General features: G+C 55.6%; 18 protein-coding genes and 1 pseudogene. 11 read left to right on the forward strand and 8 right to left on the reverse strand.

The genetic code is table 11. The features are described 5' to 3' along the window. The first annotated feature begins 254 nt into the window (after positions 1 to 254). Both DMG62_19140 and DMG62_19145 read left to right on the forward strand, forming a co-directional pair. Entirely contained in the window at positions 255 to 881 is a 627-nt protein-coding gene (locus DMG62_19140) for a hypothetical protein (GenBank protein PYY21341.1), read from the forward strand. A 34-nt stretch (positions 882 to 915) separates the two neighbouring features. Beyond that, positions 916 to 1,536 (forward strand): hypothetical protein, encoded by a 621-nt coding sequence (locus DMG62_19145; GenBank protein ID PYY21342.1) that lies wholly within the window; start codon positions 916 to 918, stop codon positions 1,534 to 1,536. Between the two features lie 41 nt (positions 1,537 to 1,577). Here the strand turns inward: DMG62_19145 and DMG62_19150 are convergent, their stop codons facing one another. Together DMG62_19150 and DMG62_19155 are read right to left on the reverse strand one after the other, a co-directional pair. Next, the gene (locus DMG62_19150; protein ID PYY21343.1) at positions 1,578 to 2,285 is read right to left on the reverse strand and encodes a metallophosphoesterase; all 708 of its coding nucleotides are present in this window, start codon (positions 2,283 to 2,285) and stop codon (positions 1,578 to 1,580) included. 48 nt (positions 2,286 to 2,333) lie between these two features. After that, positions 2,334 to 3,161: a hypothetical protein gene (locus tag DMG62_19155; GenBank protein ID PYY21344.1), complete on the reverse strand. Its 828-nt coding sequence runs from the start codon at positions 3,159 to 3,161 to the stop codon at positions 2,334 to 2,336. A gap of 197 nt (positions 3,162 to 3,358) precedes the next feature. Between DMG62_19155 and DMG62_19160 the strand changes: the two genes are divergently transcribed. Together DMG62_19160 and DMG62_19165 are read left to right on the forward strand one after the other, a co-directional pair. After that, positions 3,359 to 4,486, forward strand: coding sequence for an ATP-dependent DNA ligase (locus tag DMG62_19160; protein ID PYY21345.1), 1,128 nt, complete (start codon positions 3,359 to 3,361; stop codon positions 4,484 to 4,486). A 4-nt stretch (positions 4,487 to 4,490) separates the two neighbouring features. Next, positions 4,491 to 4,883 (forward strand): hypothetical protein, encoded by a 393-nt coding sequence (locus tag DMG62_19165; GenBank protein ID PYY21346.1) that lies wholly within the window; start codon positions 4,491 to 4,493, stop codon positions 4,881 to 4,883. A 30-nt stretch (positions 4,884 to 4,913) separates the two neighbouring features. On the opposite strand, the gene DMG62_19170 is transcribed toward DMG62_19165, so the two are convergent. The 3 genes from DMG62_19170 to DMG62_19180 form a co-directional block, all read right to left on the reverse strand. After that, entirely contained in the window at positions 4,914 to 5,183 is a 270-nt protein-coding gene (locus tag DMG62_19170) for a DUF2277 domain-containing protein (GenBank protein PYY21361.1), read from the reverse strand. A 149-nt stretch (positions 5,184 to 5,332) separates the two neighbouring features. Further along, positions 5,333 to 5,851 (reverse strand): hypothetical protein, encoded by a 519-nt coding sequence (locus DMG62_19175; protein ID PYY21347.1) that lies wholly within the window; start codon positions 5,849 to 5,851, stop codon positions 5,333 to 5,335. A gap of 231 nt (positions 5,852 to 6,082) precedes the next feature. After that, positions 6,083 to 6,427 (reverse strand): hypothetical protein, encoded by a 345-nt coding sequence (locus DMG62_19180; GenBank protein PYY21348.1) that lies wholly within the window; start codon positions 6,425 to 6,427, stop codon positions 6,083 to 6,085. Positions 6,428 to 6,645: 218 nt separating this feature from the next. Here DMG62_19180 and DMG62_19185 point away from each other — a divergent pair, with 218 nt between their 5' ends. The 7 genes from DMG62_19185 (at position 6,646) to DMG62_19215 (ending at position 13,394) form a co-directional block, all read left to right on the forward strand. Beyond that, a complete protein-coding gene (locus tag DMG62_19185) occupies positions 6,646 to 7,503 on the forward strand; it encodes a hypothetical protein (GenBank protein PYY21349.1) in 858 nt (285 codons plus the stop codon). A 320-nt stretch (positions 7,504 to 7,823) separates the two neighbouring features. Continuing rightward, positions 7,824 to 8,360: a hypothetical protein gene (locus tag DMG62_19190; GenBank protein ID PYY21350.1), complete on the forward strand. Its 537-nt coding sequence runs from the start codon at positions 7,824 to 7,826 to the stop codon at positions 8,358 to 8,360. A 56-nt stretch (positions 8,361 to 8,416) separates the two neighbouring features. Continuing rightward, the gene (locus DMG62_19195) at positions 8,417 to 9,376 is read left to right on the forward strand and encodes a hypothetical protein (GenBank protein ID PYY21351.1); all 960 of its coding nucleotides are present in this window, start codon (positions 8,417 to 8,419) and stop codon (positions 9,374 to 9,376) included. A gap of 94 nt (positions 9,377 to 9,470) precedes the next feature. Next, a complete protein-coding gene (locus tag DMG62_19200; protein ID PYY21352.1) occupies positions 9,471 to 10,004 on the forward strand; it encodes a hypothetical protein in 534 nt (177 codons plus the stop codon). 236 nt (positions 10,005 to 10,240) lie between these two features. Continuing rightward, the gene (locus DMG62_19205; protein ID PYY21353.1) at positions 10,241 to 11,896 is read left to right on the forward strand and encodes a hypothetical protein; all 1,656 of its coding nucleotides are present in this window, start codon (positions 10,241 to 10,243) and stop codon (positions 11,894 to 11,896) included. A gap of 443 nt (positions 11,897 to 12,339) precedes the next feature. Next, positions 12,340 to 12,885, forward strand: coding sequence for a hypothetical protein (locus tag DMG62_19210; GenBank protein ID PYY21354.1), 546 nt, complete (start codon positions 12,340 to 12,342; stop codon positions 12,883 to 12,885). 86 nt (positions 12,886 to 12,971) lie between these two features. After that, the gene (locus tag DMG62_19215; protein ID PYY21355.1) at positions 12,972 to 13,394 is read left to right on the forward strand and encodes a hypothetical protein; all 423 of its coding nucleotides are present in this window, start codon (positions 12,972 to 12,974) and stop codon (positions 13,392 to 13,394) included. Between the two features lie 392 nt (positions 13,395 to 13,786). Here DMG62_19215 and DMG62_19220 read toward each other — a convergent pair. From DMG62_19220 to DMG62_19230, 3 genes and pseudogenes are all read right to left on the reverse strand, one after another. Beyond that, positions 13,787 to 14,125: pseudogene (locus DMG62_19220) on the reverse strand (hypothetical protein). 299 nt (positions 14,126 to 14,424) lie between these two features. Further along, on the reverse strand, positions 14,425 to 15,333 hold the full coding sequence (locus DMG62_19225) for a hypothetical protein (protein PYY21356.1): 909 nt from the start codon (positions 15,331 to 15,333) through the stop codon (positions 14,425 to 14,427). A gap of 71 nt (positions 15,334 to 15,404) precedes the next feature. Then, a partial coding sequence (locus tag DMG62_19230; protein PYY21357.1) for a hypothetical protein occupies positions 15,405 to 16,320 on the reverse strand: 916 nt, incomplete at its 5' end.

A 16,320-nucleotide genomic window follows, 5' to 3' on the forward strand; every position in this document is an offset into this window, starting at 1 on the left:
CGGAGGCGCCGGGCGCCCGCGCCCGGCATAGGAGAATCCCGCAAACTGGCGCAATTCTTATAGTTGAAACCTCACAGTCACCGGGCGAGAGCGCCCGGCCGGTCAATTCCATTTAGCTCGGCAGTGCATTGGACCTAACGAGTAACCCCCGCAAGTTCCCTTGCTTCCAATGATCTCGCGCGTTGTTACCAAAGGCCCTATCCCAGACGCATCTAGGGCGCACACCATAGATTTAGGTACTCTTGCGCGCAGCTATGTCCTGGCTTGGCGACCACAGCGGTTTAGTAACAACCCTGATCAACTACGTGCCGATAGTTGCCACTATCATCACGTGTATTTTCAGTTTGGTGCTCGCGCGCGCAACGCTTCGCCAGGTAGAAGCCACCGATAAGGGACTTGCCCTCGCACGCGAAGAGTTCGAGCGCGAATGGGCGCCCGAGCTGCACATTAAGTTGCGCCGCCTGTCCGCCACGGAGTTGGAAATTTACGTCACCAACCTCGCCAAAGCTTCGGTCCTGCTCGAAGTGTTGCAATTCCGTAATCTCACTGGTGCCAGGCCATTCGAGAAATGCACTCTAAACGATCCACTGATCGGAGGCATGACCTGGACCGAGAGCATTGGCGAGCGCCTTACTGGGATGACAGGCAAGGACTTTGATGGCATTGTCGACATCTCAATCACCTTCTTCGCCGCAGGCCGCATGTTCCGGACTGATTGGTTCCGATTCCATGTACTCATTCATAACGGTCACTTCATGCGCGCCGATGCGATTACGCTGCCTGCACGTCGTGTAAAGGTTGCTCACGTGCATGAGCAGCCGGCAGAACTCGAACTAGTGAAAGATGTCGTCTCAGCCGAGAACAAGCTCGACGAGGAATAGCACTTGATCGGTATTGGAAGTGGAGAACTGCCCGATGGTCCATAAGAACAAAATGATCACCTGCACATGCGGGAACACCGATCTGGAAAAGATTAGCGTGCGTCTGCAATCGACCGAGGATGGAAAGACGCTTTCGCTGTTCGCGCTGATATGCCGTGGCGACGGTTGCGGACGAGTGACGTTTCGCCCGCAGGAGACCTCGAAGTCGGAAAGTGCCCAAGCGAGCAAACCGGTGAACGGCAACTTCACGGAGTCAGCCAAAGTGATTGAAGGCGCCAGATTACTGGAGAGCACGAGGTTAGTAGATGGGGCCAAGATAGAGGAGGGAGTACGGCTGATTGAGAGCCCCAGGGTGGTCGAAGGCGCAAGGCTCATGGAGATTCCGCAGAAAACAGACGTGGCGCGAGAAAACGGCAGAAATGGCGGATCAAAGAGCGTAGCTGAACTGTTCGAACGCGTATACACCGAGCGCCTAGTGTATAAGGCGATTGCGGAACGCGATCCCAACTGTCCTGACTTGTTCGAGGCTTTAAGAAAGAATGAGCAAATCTGCTCTGGGATTAGCGCGGCGTTTGGCCAGGTAAATAAACGCCTCGACGCAAACGAGGATTTGCTGACCGCGCTTCAGTCCCTACCCTCATTGTCGGCGCGATAGGCACGGTTGCCTCTCACCCTCGAGCGTTGACAGGGTGATGCCTAAAGATCAAACAGCCGATAAGGGGCCGCGGGCGTTCTCGCCATTAACAACGGCAGAGCCACGTTATAGACGGGAACTCCGCCCGTCGTCTTTCCTTCGAGTGCTCCATGATGTGCGTGGCCATGTATGGCCAGAACAGCCTGATGACGATCGATCACCTCTGCCAACCGACTGCTGCCCAAATAAGGAAATATCTGCTCAGGCTCACCTCTCACGGTATCGACAACCGGTGAATAGTGCGTTACCACAATGCGCTTTTCTGTGCGCAGCATCGACAATGCTCGCTCGAGCTTAAGAGTCTCGTTGATTGCACTCTGGACAAAGGCTTTCACTTCGGGCTCTCCAAAAGCGGTCAGGACGCCACGCCCAAAGCCGCCAATAAACCCTTTAGTTCCGGCAAAACCGACGCCATCGCGCTCATACCCGCTGCCGTCGAGAACCTTCACGCCTTCGGCGGCCATCATTTTGGCCAGTTCCTCGTGTCTGCCGCACTCGAAGTCGTGATTCCCGAGCACCGCCACAATCGGGACGCGCAGCCGCATAAACGTCGCCAGCATCGACTCCATCTCTTCAGGCTTTCCCAGATTGGTAATATCTCCAGCAAGAATCAGCAGATCAGCTTCGTCCCGAAGCCGGTTCATGGCTTCGCGAATGCGGTCATAGCTCTGGGGTGAGAAGTGCAGGTCACCTAGCGCGGCGATACGCATGATTCTTACTCTTGCTTGGGCCATTCCACTGCGGCATGGGAAAGCGTTTCATGCCGCCGGCTCCGCCACTTCATTGATCTTCGGCTCCTCGATTTTTGGCTCAGCTTGCGCTCGATACTTCTCGATCAGATTTTCCAGATTCCATTCGGAGACATCAATGGCAAACATTCTTTCATCGATCAGGCTGCCACGGAATTGTGCCTTAGGTTCAGAGCCTCCCAGTTCCCGGATGAACTTACCCAGCAATTCGCTCCAAACCCATTTTGGCACTGCATCTGAGCTCGCATAAACGTAGTGAAACAAGACCAGAGACCACAGCAGCACACCCCAATGTTCCCCAGCCAGATGTAGAAGGCGTTGCCAATCCATCCTCTTGCCGGCGGCATATAAGACATGCGCAATATCCGAGCCATCGAATCGCTCGCGGAACGCAACAAAGAGCTTGGAAGCGACTAACTCCTCAGGTGCAAGCACCTTTACCGGAATTCCGAATGCTTCCGATCGGCTCGCACGATCAATCCACGACTGGTCCACTCGAATTACCCCGTTGCTCATCCCGGAGATGAGATCGACGAAATACCCTGCCTGCCGCGCTTTGCACAACCATACCGGATCGCAAATCTCCGTTTCTAACCCGAGCTCGTTAAGTGCTTGCATGATTAGCGAGACCTGGTCCGCCGCTAGAAACACATCGAGGTCCTTGGTATCGCGCCAGATGCCAGTATGTTCATGTAGCGCAAATGCTCCTGAGATCGCGTAGGGGAGGCGGTTCGCGTTCAGAAGCTTGAGCACCTCGCGAAATAGATGCTCCTGTTCTGGCGCGAATTGCGGGGGTCGCGAAGAGCTCACCGGCAATGGCTTTTGAGTGTCTGGCACGGCTTAGGCTTAGATGGCAATTCATAAGCCCTATGTTGCGGTCTTGTATGGGAAAATCGTGAGGCAGCAGCTTAGGATTTCTGGACTTTCGTCCGTGGAAACCAAACAGCACGGCTGGAATTGAAACTACCGCTCCACTTCGTATTAGCTTGTGTATTAACTTTTATGGGAAATCACGAGGTGGCGCTGTTCCCGGCATGGAATGGTACATTGCTCCACCTGCATCGAACCATGCACAGCACATAGAAAGGAATCGGATCGTGGCGAAGAAGGAAACGGTCATTCAGATCGAGGGAAAGACCCTGAAGCTATCGAATCTCGAAAAAGTTCTCTACCCGGCGGTCGGATTCACGAAAGGACAGGTAATCGACTATTTTGTACGCATCGCTCCGGTACTGCTCCCACATCTCAAGGACCGCCCTCTCACCCTGAAGCGGTATCCCGAAGGCGTGAATGGCATGTTTTTTTACGAAAAGAACTGTCCCAAGCATCGGCCGGACTGGGTGCAGACCGCGTCCATTTACAGCCATGGACGCAACGACTATATGCAGTACTGCCTGGCGCAGGATCTCCCCACATTGGTCTGGGCGGCAAACCTCGCAGATCTCGAGCTGCACACCTCACTTTCGTACGGTAACAAGATCGAGCAGCCCACGATGATGGTTTTCGACCTTGATCCTGGTCCTCCAGCCGACATTGTCCTCTGTTGCCAAGTGGCTTTCTGGCTGAAGGCTATTTTTGATCGTTTCGGTCTGCACTCCTTCCCCAAGACATCAGGTTCAAAAGGGCTACAAATGTACGTTCCTCTAAATACCCCAATCACCTATAACGAGACGAAAGGTTTCTCCCATGCGCTTGCTCGCCTGCTGGAGCAGGAACACCCAGATTTGATTGTTTCCGATATGAAGAAAGCGTTGCGGACGGGCAAAGTGTTTGTCGACTGGAGTCAAAATGACGAACACAAGACCACCATCAACGTCTACTCACTCCGTGCCAAGGAGCGGCCCACGGTATCGACTCCGGTAACCTGGGAAGAAGTTGAGAAATGCCTGAGGAAAAAAAACGCCAATCTGCTTGTCTTCGATTCCAAGCAAGTGTTGGCTCGAGTTGAGAAGATGGGTGACATCTTCTCAACTGTACTCACGCTCAAACAGCACCTGCCCAAGGTAGGAGAGTTGGCAGCTGGGGCAGATGCGAAGCCGCAATCGGCTCGCGGCGTTCGGACCAGCCGGCAGTCGACGACCAAATCGGGACAAAGTAAGAAACAAGCAGGGAAAGAGGCGCGGTCGTCGGCTCGCTCGAAAAAAGCGAAGCTTGTTGGGTAGCCGAGTGAGAGTAGAGACTCAGCTGGGCTGCGCCTCTATCGTAATCAGATCAGAATCGTATCTTCGCAGCGAACTGGAAGATTCTCGGGTCTGGGAGATCTCTGCTAACGAACACCTGAGCGCCGCCCTCGATCGCATCACATGCGCGTTGTTCGCATGCGTCCTGCTGAAGTATCACGACGTAATGGACGGATACGGTGCAGCCGTCAAGCAACACCAGCAGATTCTGGATGCACTGGCCACGAAGAATCCCGCTGAAGCCAGCCGCACATTTCAAGAAGTTACCGTCGGCTACTGGCGCAACTACTGCCACCTGCGAGTCGAAGCGGCGAATTCTGGCCAAGCGAACGGCGCAGGTTCGCGTGCTTCCAAAAGACGAGCTGTCCGCGTCCGATAATTTGTGGCTGGATTGCTAGCGCCTTCTAATTCATGCTCCGAATCGCTCGACAGCACGAGCCTTGGCCTTGGCAGCCTCTTCCTCGCGATTCTTCGGCGGAGCTGTCGTCTCAAGTGAGCGCAAGAAACGCGCAGAGACAGCCGCGACTTCATCGACAGCTTTGTGAAATGCAGCCTCGTTGCCCCTTGAGGGCTTGTTGAATCCGCTGATCTTCCGCACAAACTGCAACGAAGCTGCTCGCACTTCATCGTTAGTGACTGGCGGATCAAAATTGAAAAGAGTCTTAATATTTCTGCACATGGAAAGCGACCTGAAGAATCCTAAGAACAGTCCTGAAAGGAAATTATTCTCGAACAAGATTATCTAACACTTACCAATCGGGGTCGATCCTGCGCCTTCCCGGCGCCTTGGTTTTCTGGTCACCTTCGCACGTCGAATCTCGTTCCGTCTCAGCGAGCTGAGTCTCTCATTTCGCAATCGGCGCCAAGTTCGCCTTGGTAGAGAGTCCAAGTGACGGTTTCGCTCCACCATGAGAAGTGAACAAGCGAGCCCCGAAGGCGCATCTCTCCCGGCCGGTCTACGGTCAATCGGCCTTCATATTCTTTGCCGTTTTCGGCGTCGTAGAGCCTCCCAGCCCAGTTGGACCGTTGGTCATTCCACTGCAGATTCCTAAAGACCATACTGCCGCAAACTGGCCGATTGCGCGCTTCGGGATCGGAACTGTATCCATCCCGCCACGGCACCCCATTCCCGTCCCGATTGCGCCGGAGACCGACCACCCGACCGCATAGTGTGCCGCCACACTCATAAATCTCCACTACGCCCTGTTTGCTCGACGTGAGCCATCTCCCAACAAAGGCACCAATGTGCACGCTCCCGTCCTGCCCGAACAGATCAGTCGATGCAAACAACAGCAGCCCTGAAACTACAATCGATGGATTCAAAAATCTGCGAATCGATAAAAACATAGTTGAATTCAGCGGAAGTTCAGATCAAGGGCAACGCGCCGGAAGGGAGCGACCGCGCGGCGCCCGTCATACTCAAAGCATTGATTTTCCATAGCCGCAGCCAGGGCTCAAATGGCAATTTGTCGTACTGGAACTCTTAAGTAACTTGAATAATTTGACAACCCGCGGGAACGAAATTGGCAAGGCACGGTTCAGACGTCGCTCTGTAGACATGTCCGGTGGCTTCCCGCGCTATTTTTCCACGCGTACGAACTGATTCGTAGTCGCGTCTACCACGACGTCGAGGTCAGGAGAGCTGGTACTTCGGCCGTAGAGAACATGCCACACCAGCATGGATTTTCGTGCCTCCCATCCCAAGGTGTAGTTCACAGGAAGGTCCGCTTCTTTCTTGAGTAGGGCGGCTCCTCCGTGCTTTCGCGCGGTTTCGAAGGCCTGATCGCTGTCGAATTTCAGGTACACGAGTTGGAATGGCTGCGTAGAGGTATTGGTCGCGCTCCAAGCATCTTCGGTTCCGGGAGTAATGCCAGGATTGGGCGCGTCTGGACCAGTCAGGCCCGACCACATGTAGGTCTTCATCGAACGACGTGAGGCTGAGGCGAAGAGTCCGCGCCAGATTGCTGATTTACCGTCATGTCCAAGCGGCGCATCTGGATTGCCGCCGGCATGCTTGTAGTTCTGTGACTGCAGGCTGACCGGCTGCGTGTCGCCGGCCCAACCGCGTGAAGTGGTGTAGAGCCGCTGAAAGACAACGCGACCGCTCTCCGACTCGCTCGGCTTTGGCGGAGCGGGTTTTGATGGGGCAGAGGCCGCTTCTCCCCCAGTCGGAGATGAAGAGCAAGCGATCATCGCGAACGCCACGCACAGCGCTAGAAACACCTTCCAAATCGTCGTCATCGGAGGTAATAATACAGTCAGTTGTAGTCACATACGTGATTGCTGTGCTTGGGAATCAAGCTGACAACGTCGAAAGGAGCGTCGCGATGTGGCGCAGATTTCCACGCAAAGAAAGTTCAACCCTTTTCGTTCCAGTGGCATCGATAGCAAAGATTCCGCTACTGATTGCAACCGACAGGGTTTATAGAAACGAAAGTCTTAACACTCTCGGAGTAAGGGACGTGCATCCGACCACCAAGCAGATTCGAGACGCAGTGGCCAACTCAACCGACGGCCTCTCTGAACAACAGTTCCGGCTGCATCCCGACGGCAAATGGGATTCCGCGGCCATCCTCGAGCACCTGGCTCTCACCTTCGGCACGACCGCGAGCCTCTTTCAGAAAATGTTGAGAGAAGGACGTCCGCTCGCCACTTCGCCAACTCTGAGGCATCGCGCCGCACAACTCTGCGTCCTGACATTCGGCTACATCCCGTATGGCAGGAAATCTCCTAAGCGGGTTGAACCAACAGGAATTACGGGCCGCGAGGCCAGGGAATTGATCTTCGCGAATCTGGAAAAAATGGATCTGGCGTTTGCGGAATGCGAAAAGCGTTTTGGGGAAAAAATGAAGGTCGCCGATCATCCTGTTTTGGGACCAATTCGCCTAAGCGGATGGCGCAAATTTCATCTGCTGCACACCCGCCATCACATGAAGCAGATCGACGCGCTGGCGGCTAGCTATGCGGCCGTGAATCGCGACGTCGCCGCTGCCAGCTAAAGCTCCTTGACCTCCTACTGGCACACCGTCTGGGTGCGCCTCTCAACTCCGTGATTCGAACCAGCGGGATGGGTGCGTTCTGGCTGAATGGCCTTTCAAGTGATATGCGCCACCATGTCGCGATTCCCAGATGTGTCTCCCTAAACGAACGAATGAATAGGACCTCCGGCCCTGTCCATCAGCTCCCGCGTCACATTAACAGCGGTTTACATAGGTCTGCCAGACCATCGTTGATGCAACCGTAAGTAATCTTGCTCTTCATTTCCATTTAGGGCATGGTTGCCGTAGCTTTTTCGAATTATTGCCTGAGGATTGTGCCGATGCTCCGCAGATGTTTTTTCTCTGCCACCATTCTTGCAATCGTGACATTCTCACTGGCAAGCCATGCGCAATCGCTGGGCGCCCTCGCCCGCCAGCAAAAAGAGAGCAAAAGTCAGAAATCCGAATCACAACCCTCTTCGACAACCAAGAAGGTTTACACCGACGAAAATATCCGTAAGTCCGAATCAACGGATGACAGGAAAGCTGCCGTCACGGCCAAACGCCCAGGCTTCGCGCCCGACAAAGAGAAGGCTCAACCAGCTAGCCCAGCCGATCAATTGCGGGCAAAGATTCAGAAGCAGAAGGACCTGATCGCCGCTCTTCAGGAACGGATCGACAAGCTTCAGGCCTCCGTAAACTACGTTCAAAACAACCGCAACATCTACACCAACGCTCCCGAGTACAACCAGCGCCAGCATCAAAAAGAGCTGTTGGCAGAGCGGTTGAAAGCAGAGTTGGAGCAGCAGAAAGCCGAACTCAACGATCTTCAGGACACAGCCCGTCAGCAGGGCTTCGGTAATTCGGTCTATCAGTAAGGCTAAAGTATTGCTTTTTTCAGCTAATCGAACTTCCTATCCCTTAGTCTCGTATCATGAGCATGCGTCTCCTGCGCCGGATTTTGATTGCGACGGCCACCGCGTATCTGTTCTTCTCCATCGCGGGAGGCATCACGCTCGCCGAACTCCAGCTTCATCCCTGGAGACGTGCGATCCCGCAAAATGAACAGGCGGCGACAGCCGCTTTCGTCTATGCCCGTTATGGCACCGAACTTCAGAATGTAGAGATTACCGCGCAAGACGGCATCATTCTGAGGGCCTGGTACGCACGTCCTCGCCTAGCGAATGGACGCGATGTCCTCATGCTGCACGGCGTCGCCGACAATCGCGAAGGTATTGCCGATTTCGCAGCCATGTTTCTGAACCGTGGATACGGCGTGTTGCTCCCCGACTCCCGCGCTCACGGCGAGAGCGGAGGCGCACTCGCAACCTACGGACTACGCGAGAGTGATGATATCCATCGCTGGGTCGACTGGCTCTACACTGGCCGGCAATCAAAGTGCGTCTACGGATTCGGCGAGTCCATGGGCGCCGCAATCGTCCTCGACAGCCTCACCGCCGAAGATCGTTTTTGCGCCATAGTCGCCGAGTCGCCATTCTCGACATTCCGGTCCGTTGCGTATGAACGCGCTGCATTCTACGTGAGAGCTCCGACCTGGATCGGACGCACGCTGCTGCGACTGCCGGTCGAAGTGGGAATCGACTACGCCAAGCTCCGCTACGGCCTCGACTTCGACCGGGATAGCCCCGTAGAAGCTGTTGGCCACTCCTCAACTCCCATTCTGTTAATCCACGGCTCCGACGACATCAACATTCTCCCTCACCATTCTGAGCTGATCGCCGCAAAACATCCTGCGTATGTATCGCTCTGGAAGGTCCCAGGAGCCGCGCACTGCGGCGCATCCGCCATTCAACCCGAGATCTTCTGGAACAAAGTCCTAACCTGGTTCAGCACCTATCCGCAAAGGCCATCGAATAAAGCGACAACGGCCTGACACGCCGGTTGATTACACACAAGACAGTTCCCTTTCGATACTTTCCCCAGTCTGAAGACCGCCGTAGACTGCGGCGAAACTTCAGGAGACTCTGATGGCGAAGTGCGACTACTGTGGTTCGACGATCATCTTTGGCGGCAAACGGGATGCCAATGGACGCTTCTGTAATCAGAAGTGCCAAGGTCGCGGAGGGCTACTGGCGTTCTCTCGTCAAATTCCCGAAGGGACCGTCACGGAGCAGGTGTGGAAATTCCATCAGGGACCGTGCCCAAAATGCAACGGCTCCGGACCCGTGGACGTCCACGTCAATCACAAAGTATGGTCCGCCATAGCTCTTACGCAATGCAGCAGCACACCGCAAATCTCATGCCGTAGTTGCGGAGTGAAAAGCCAATTGGGAGGAACAGCCTTCAGCCTGTTTCTCGGGTGGTGGGGATTTCCATGGGGACTGCTGCTAACGCCAATTCAGATAGGACGCAACCTGATCGCGATGGCCAGTCCACCGGAGCCCTCCAAACCCTCGCCACAGCTTGAAAAAGCAGTGCGTATGACTATCGCAAGCCGGGCCGTGCAACAGCAACAGGCGGCGCGACAACAATCCGCGCAGACAGTGCCCGCCAAAGCCTAAGAGTCCACCAATACTTGCAAGAGTGCGGACATATCGCAGGTGTCCGCAGCCAGAGACACAACGCTCTCTGACCAGCCGGGGTGTGCCCTTTCAACCATTCCCAACATCCTCGAATTCCCGAATCCTGTGCTGTGAAATAGCTCCACAGCATGTTTTCACTTATTACTGCTACTATTCCCCGGCACAAACATCAAATCGGCGGGATCTGAGTGGATTAAGGACGACGGAAATATTTCATGGAATTTGGGCCTGACAAGGTATTCGTAGTCGAAGTTGACGCCACCGCGCGCGAGCACGTCACCAAAATTCTGACTGACGCGGGCTATCAGGTCGCCGGTCAGATCGCTGCTACCCTAAAGATGGTACTGGCGTCCATGCCGGACGTGATTGTTATGGGCGCGAGTCCTCCCGATCTGGACTGCTGTGATCTCCTGGCTGAGGTTAAGCGATCGGAACAGGCGCGGCATATTCGCGTCATCATGATGGCCGACGGCGGACCTGCAGAAAGAATTCGAGGCCTCGACCTCGGTGCCGACGAGGTGCTTTCTGTTCCCTTCGACGATCGCGAGTTATTGGCTCGAGTGCGCGCTCAACTTCGCGAGAAGCGTCCTGAGGATGAGCTGCGCGCCACCGTACGCGATGGCAGGAATTCGCGTCGGGAAGCTCGCCGCGTTCTGCGTGCACTCAATCAAGGCAAACGAACACTGCGTCTTGGAGTCGCGCTGCTGATCGTGGTTGCGGCGCTCGTCACTGGAGGTCTTGGCTTCCTCTACTGGGGTTCGCAACGGCAAAACGTTCGCGTGTACACCGCGCTGGCGAAGTTGCAAACTGGTATCGCAAGCGAACGCGAACTGCTCGAGCTGGCGCGCAAGGCCAGAGCCCAGGCGGAACAGAACGCGATCGATTCGACGGAAGCACAGCGCCAGGACCTCAAGCGCCAGAACAAAGAACTGCGCGACAAGATCGCCGGCGCCGATCCATCCCAAGTGGCAGAACTTGAGCGTCAGCTTCGCACTTCGAACGAACGCCTGCAGAAGCTCGAAACCGAACGCACGGTTGCGCAGGACGTAATCCGCTCGTACTCGTCGAGTGTGTGCTTACTGCATGTTGTGGTTGGTTTTCGCGACAAAGGCTCTGGTCTGATTCTCCGCTACTCCACAATGACTCCCAACGGCTCGCCGCTCGCGGATGCAAATGGGCAAACACAGGTACAACTCGGTGGAATAGGTCCCGAAGTGCATATGGACGCCTTCGGAACCGGATTCCTCGTTTCAGCCGATGGCCGTATCGTAACAAATCATCATGTGGTCGAGCCCTGGTGGAAGAACGACGACATCGCGGAACTACTGAAGCAGGCCGTCGACTTAGAGCCGAGAATTGTCGAGACCACCGCATACTTTCCCGGCCTCTCCAATGGCATTCCCGTAAGCCTGCAGAAAATTTCTTCCGACGCTGACCTGGCGGTGGTCGCAGGCAACATCTCCGGACTGAAGCTCAAGCTGCTGTCGATGGATGACAGTCCGAAAGCCGCCGTGAGCGGACAGCCAGTTGTCCTGATCGGCTATCCCACGGGTGTAGATGCAATCCTCGCACGAACCAGCGAAGATGCTGTGCGCGCCATCGCCCAGAATACGAATGGCGACGCAAAGAGCCTGGTGAACGAACTCGCGCATCGCAACCTCATCCGGCCAACCAATACGCAAGGACACATCGGCGATGTCCTGGCAGACAAGATCATCTATGACGCGCAAACCACCTCCGGCGGATCAGGCGGCCCACTATTCAATGCCGAAGGAAGAGTGATCGCCGTAAACGTAGCCATGCTCCGCGACTTCGGCGGCTCGAACTTCGCGATTCCCGTGCGCTACGCCAAGCCATTGCTATCGCGGTAATCTCCTGCGAGGAGTAGGTCGGCAGTGCGCTTATTGCACGCGCGGCTGTGATGAAGGTTCCGGCCGCTCTCGGCCGGTACCAGGCATGCGACACCATACTGCTGAGTGTTCCACGAAGTACACAGCTATAAAGACCACCATCCTTTTCTCCACATTCACCTCCCCACCTTTTCAAGCTTCCTGCCGTTCGGCTGAGCTGTTAAAGGAAGCGAGTAACTAGCACGTAACCGGCACCCAGTGAAAAAGGATGGAAATTGATCCATCTTTCCATCGCTCCTGCGGATGAAGATTCATCCGCAGCACGTGTGTCAGAACTGAAGACTATCCAGACACTTCTTACAAAACCAAACTGGGAAACGTCTGCGTTCTTCGATTGACGTCAGCTGACGGCAAGTGTATGGTTGTCGGCACATCCGCCTTCCCAGTCCCAAAAGGAGCCTTTTATGAAGCGAATGTTCTGGGGCCCCTTCTGTTTGTTGCTGTTCGTTGCCGTTGTCTTTCCGGGAATGTGTATTGCTCAGGCGTCCGGCTATCTCGTCATGTTGACTCCGCCGACGCCACCTACCATTTCCGCTCCGGCCGGAGGCACGTCTCTGGCGATTATCATCGTCATCCCACTGAATGGCTTTACCGGCCGCGTAACTTTTACTTGTGCTGTTTCGGGAGGAACACCACCACCGCCAACCTGTTCCACGCCTACACCCGTGACGGTCACCAGTAACCCAACTGCCGAAAGTTTGAAGACGGTCGCCACACTTACGAGCGACCGCACTACCGGCAGCGCTACCTTCAACTTCAGCGTGACCGCAACCAGTGATCGCGGCACAGCGCCGGTTAATGGACCGCAGACAATGCCCATAACGGTCGAGCACAGGTATGGTATTGGGAACGAAGGAGGAGGAGGGTCCGTGGCCCTCTTGACGCTCGCCGCGTTGGTGGCTTTTTGGAGCCTGACACGCGTTCGCCGCAAGAAAGCTGCTTTACAGTGACTGGAACGCCACTAGCGAAGATTGCCGTCGGCCCGTCAGCCGTCCCACTCCCGCGTTTAAATCGCGACTTTTTGTGTCGCCTAGCGATGGTGGCAATCTTCGTACTGGTTGCTCATCAGTTTGCGTGGAATTGGCTGTGTTTTCTGACCTCTGAAGCGCTCCTTCGTATTTCTGCATTCTTGGGACTGGCGGTAGCGAGAGTCTCATTCGATACGCTCAGCGTGAACGGCCAACTCGTGCAATACGTAACCTCTTGCACATTCATCGATGTCTATCTTGGATCCGTGCCTCTTCTCTGGAATCTCAGGAACACGTCACTCCAGAATTTTTCCTTTCTCTCGGCGACTGCCATAATTTTCGCCGCTCTTAACATTGTGCGGCTCGAAACCGCCCTCGTGATGTTCGCCGACGGCATTTCATGGACCGTCGCAGATGGCCTCCTCGGAGGTTTAGCGTACTTTGCCATTTGGCGATTCATTTGGCGGCAGCGAAGCTGGCGGTTGATGTAGCAGACAGGCTGCCCATCTCTTCTCATTCAATTTTGAGCGGGTGAAGCTTCTTATTCCTGATACAAGTGCTCGCGTCAGCTTCCGGCAGTGCGGTTCATTTTTCCAACCAGCACGACCTCCGGATCGCTCACAGTCATGACTTTTACTCCGGCCTCTTCGGTGAAACGAATGCGGACCGCCGGCGCGCCGCCAGGGTAGAACACCTGCTCGCCTAAGTGGAATAGAACCCGACCGATAGTGCCCCTGCGCGTCCAAGTGAGTTTTCCTTTTTCAACGGACACATCGACTTGTTGGGTGAGACCTTGTCCAAAGACGTAGGTTCCGAGAATGGCGGAGAGGTCATGGTCTGGGAGCGGGGCTTCGGGGGAGCCGCCTGCATCTCCGAGTGACTGCAGAAATTCAAAAACCGGGCGCGCTGCTTCGCCGCCGGCTTTGGCGTGCGCGAGCAGGCTGATGCTGTGCGGACCTGAAGTTCGCTGGATGCCTGGGTGGGCCGCGACGAATGCCTTCACCACATCCAGTTGCCCGAGCATGCTTGCAGAGAAAATGGAAGGATGCGCACCATTCGCCAGCAGAAGCTCGGCGATCGGGCGATTCCCCATATGGGATGCGGCTCCGAGCGCGCTCTCCCAGTCACCAAACCCCCAATCCCAGGTAGCCTTTGCCAAGGACGGACGCGCGGCTACCAACTCTTTCACGCGCGCCAAGCTGAAATGGGAAACCAGCACCATCTCCCGCGCCAGTTCCGGTGGCTCTGCCGGGTAGAGATCCCCCGGGGCAGGTACGCTCGACCAACTCTTCGCGCTCGCTGTCGAGTCAGATTTCGGCGGTGAAAACTGCGAATGCAAGTCCATCGTCCACAGCGGCATCGTTAACGTGGTAACCGTCAGGAATCGCCTTCGCGATAACCTCTCAGACATGGGCTCCTCCACTTATTACTTCCGCAGATTTGGCCCGTACTAGCGCGAATTGCAAGCGATTTCCCCACGAAAGAGCACCAGAAAAATGTGAGGAGAGAAATCTCTCGGTTTCAGAGACTTGCGCGCGGACGTGAGGCGAATGGAATGAAGGTGGGGCGTATCTTTGGGGAAAACTGGTTGGCGACGGTTTGCGCCACCTGCGACTCGAGCGTCAACTCGTCGTCGCGAACGCGATCGATGCGCGTGACCCACACGTGAGTCTGATCGGGCACATGAATCAGGTGGGCGAGAATCCGGGTTTCGTCCCCGCTACGCTGCACCTGTCCCAGAACGGCGTACGAGGCGCCTAGAGAGGAAGCCACGGCATTGAGATCGCGCTGGTCGCGTGCGACTCGCAGCACACGAGCGTTACCGATTACGCGATAATGACCGTCGCTTCTGGCTGTGAGTTCGACTACCAACATGTCGGTTACAGCGTCGCTGAAGCGCGTCATGTTGGGATCGCCGGTCTCGTTGTCAAAACGCAGTACAGCGACAATCGGAGTCTTGTCCCCTGCAGACCGCGTCTTCGCCCAATGACCTGCTGCGAATGAAGCCGCGATTAGCAAGCACGCGCCGATGAGGCTTGCCGCCGTTTGCACTCGCAGCCGCTTCCTATTTGTGGCGGTGCGTGGGGGCGGTAGATCACCAGGAGCCGCTTTGCTAACTGGAGCGATGAACTGATATCCGCGTTTGGGAATCGTGCGGATGAAACGCGGCTCGATGGCACTATCGTTCAGAGCAGCCCGGATTTGCGCAATACAGAAATTCAGGCCACGTTCGAAATCGACAAACGTGTCGTCGTGCCATACGGCCTGTCGCAGTTCTTCCCTCGACACAACCTGTCCCGCGGCTTCAAGCAGGCAATCCAGCACCTGAGCCGGCTGCGACTGCAGACGAACCAGCACTCGGTCCCGGCGTAGCTCGCGCGAGGCTCGGTCAAATTCAAAGATGCCGAAGCGAAATTGATCCAATGCCATGTGCCGCGATGATTCTCGCATATCGGCTTTGGGAAAGAACGAACGTTGTGGCCCAATAGCCTAGGGGTCACTTAATCCAGCGGCCTGGGATTAGCTTTCATCCAGCGTGCAAGAATGTCTTGCACATCCACGCCCGCGGATTGTGAAAGCAATCTTCCAAGCTCCTGGGTTTCGAACGCCCGTTGATTCCTCTCGGTCCAGTCAAGCAGGAAGCGCAGACTGTCACGCAGCGAGCGCTTTCCGGATGTGCGTGAACGGATGCGATCGTCCATTTCTGCGGCCATAAGCCCGCCCCGCGAATAAATATTCTTGCCCATGCGAAAGTCGAGTGCATACATGAACGAGGCCTCACGTGAGAGCTCCAGCAGTGGCATCTCGCGGATGAAGGTTGGGGCTTCATCGAGAACGTGGCGGAGACGCTGCAGCTGTCGTTCGCGAAATTCTGTTCCCTGCGCTGCCGGCATCGCCTCGGCAAGAGCCGCAATGGCCGCATATCGAGCGAAACCCTCGTTAAACCATATCGTGTCTATCAGCGGCGGCATCTCCCATGTGAACGGCAGGTAGCCTGTGCCGTACGAACGTTTGGGAATCCAGCAATGGGCCATGTGGTGGGCATAATTGAGGAGCGTGACTTGCTTGTCTTCGACACTGGATCGATTAGTAATCGCCTCCGCCGTGGGGAGAGTGAATGTGCCGCTGTTTATGTGTTCCTGGCTGAAGCCATATTTGTGACCTGCCAGAGGACGCAGCAGTTCGAGCTGTACGGTGTAGACTGGAAAGGGCGCATTCCCGAAATAGGCTTGGACATTGTCCAATGCCTCGCGAGCGAGTTGGCCTTGGGCCGATAAGTCCGCCTCTCCTTCGCTATAGACCGCCATTACGATTGAAATTTTTCCTTTAAGCAATTCGAAGTGAAGCTTCGGACCCATGAGGATCTGTGAATCCGCCAGCGTATAGTAATCGCGAGTCTCGGCGGACGCATTGCCA

It is taken from the genome of Acidobacteriota bacterium, from assembly GCA_003225175.1.
Classification (GTDB): Bacteria; Acidobacteriota; Terriglobia; order Terriglobales; family Acidobacteriaceae; genus Gp1-AA112.

Bases quoted from the DNA above. Each gene is read 5' to 3' on its own strand.
- DMG62_19140 (PYY21341.1), top strand. From the start codon at position 255: ATGTCCTGGCTTGGCGACCACAGCGGTTTAGTAACAACCCTGATCAAC.
- DMG62_19145 (PYY21342.1), top strand. From the start codon at position 916: ATGGTCCATAAGAACAAAATGATCACCTGCACATGCGGGAACACCGAT.
- DMG62_19150 (PYY21343.1), bottom strand. From the start codon at position 2,285: ATGCGTATCGCCGCGCTAGGTGACCTGCACTTCTCACCCCAGAGCTAT.
- DMG62_19160 (PYY21345.1), top strand. From the start codon at position 3,359: ATGGAATGGTACATTGCTCCACCTGCATCGAACCATGCACAGCACATA.
- DMG62_19170 (PYY21361.1), bottom strand. From the start codon at position 5,183: ATGTGCAGAAATATTAAGACTCTTTTCAATTTTGATCCGCCAGTCACT.
- DMG62_19175 (PYY21347.1), bottom strand. From the start codon at position 5,851: ATGTTTTTATCGATTCGCAGATTTTTGAATCCATCGATTGTAGTTTCA.
- DMG62_19180 (PYY21348.1), bottom strand. From the start codon at position 6,427: ATGAAGACCTACATGTGGTCGGGCCTGACTGGTCCAGACGCGCCCAAT.
- DMG62_19185 (PYY21349.1), top strand. From the start codon at position 6,646: ATGGGGCAGAGGCCGCTTCTCCCCCAGTCGGAGATGAAGAGCAAGCGA.
- DMG62_19190 (PYY21350.1), top strand. From the start codon at position 7,824: ATGCTCCGCAGATGTTTTTTCTCTGCCACCATTCTTGCAATCGTGACA.
- DMG62_19195 (PYY21351.1), top strand. From the start codon at position 8,417: ATGAGCATGCGTCTCCTGCGCCGGATTTTGATTGCGACGGCCACCGCG.
- DMG62_19200 (PYY21352.1), top strand. From the start codon at position 9,471: ATGGCGAAGTGCGACTACTGTGGTTCGACGATCATCTTTGGCGGCAAA.
- DMG62_19205 (PYY21353.1), top strand. From the start codon at position 10,241: ATGGAATTTGGGCCTGACAAGGTATTCGTAGTCGAAGTTGACGCCACC.
- DMG62_19210 (PYY21354.1), top strand. From the start codon at position 12,340: ATGAAGCGAATGTTCTGGGGCCCCTTCTGTTTGTTGCTGTTCGTTGCC.
- DMG62_19215 (PYY21355.1), top strand. From the start codon at position 12,972: ATGGTGGCAATCTTCGTACTGGTTGCTCATCAGTTTGCGTGGAATTGG.
- DMG62_19225 (PYY21356.1), bottom strand. From the start codon at position 15,333: ATGGCATTGGATCAATTTCGCTTCGGCATCTTTGAATTTGACCGAGCC.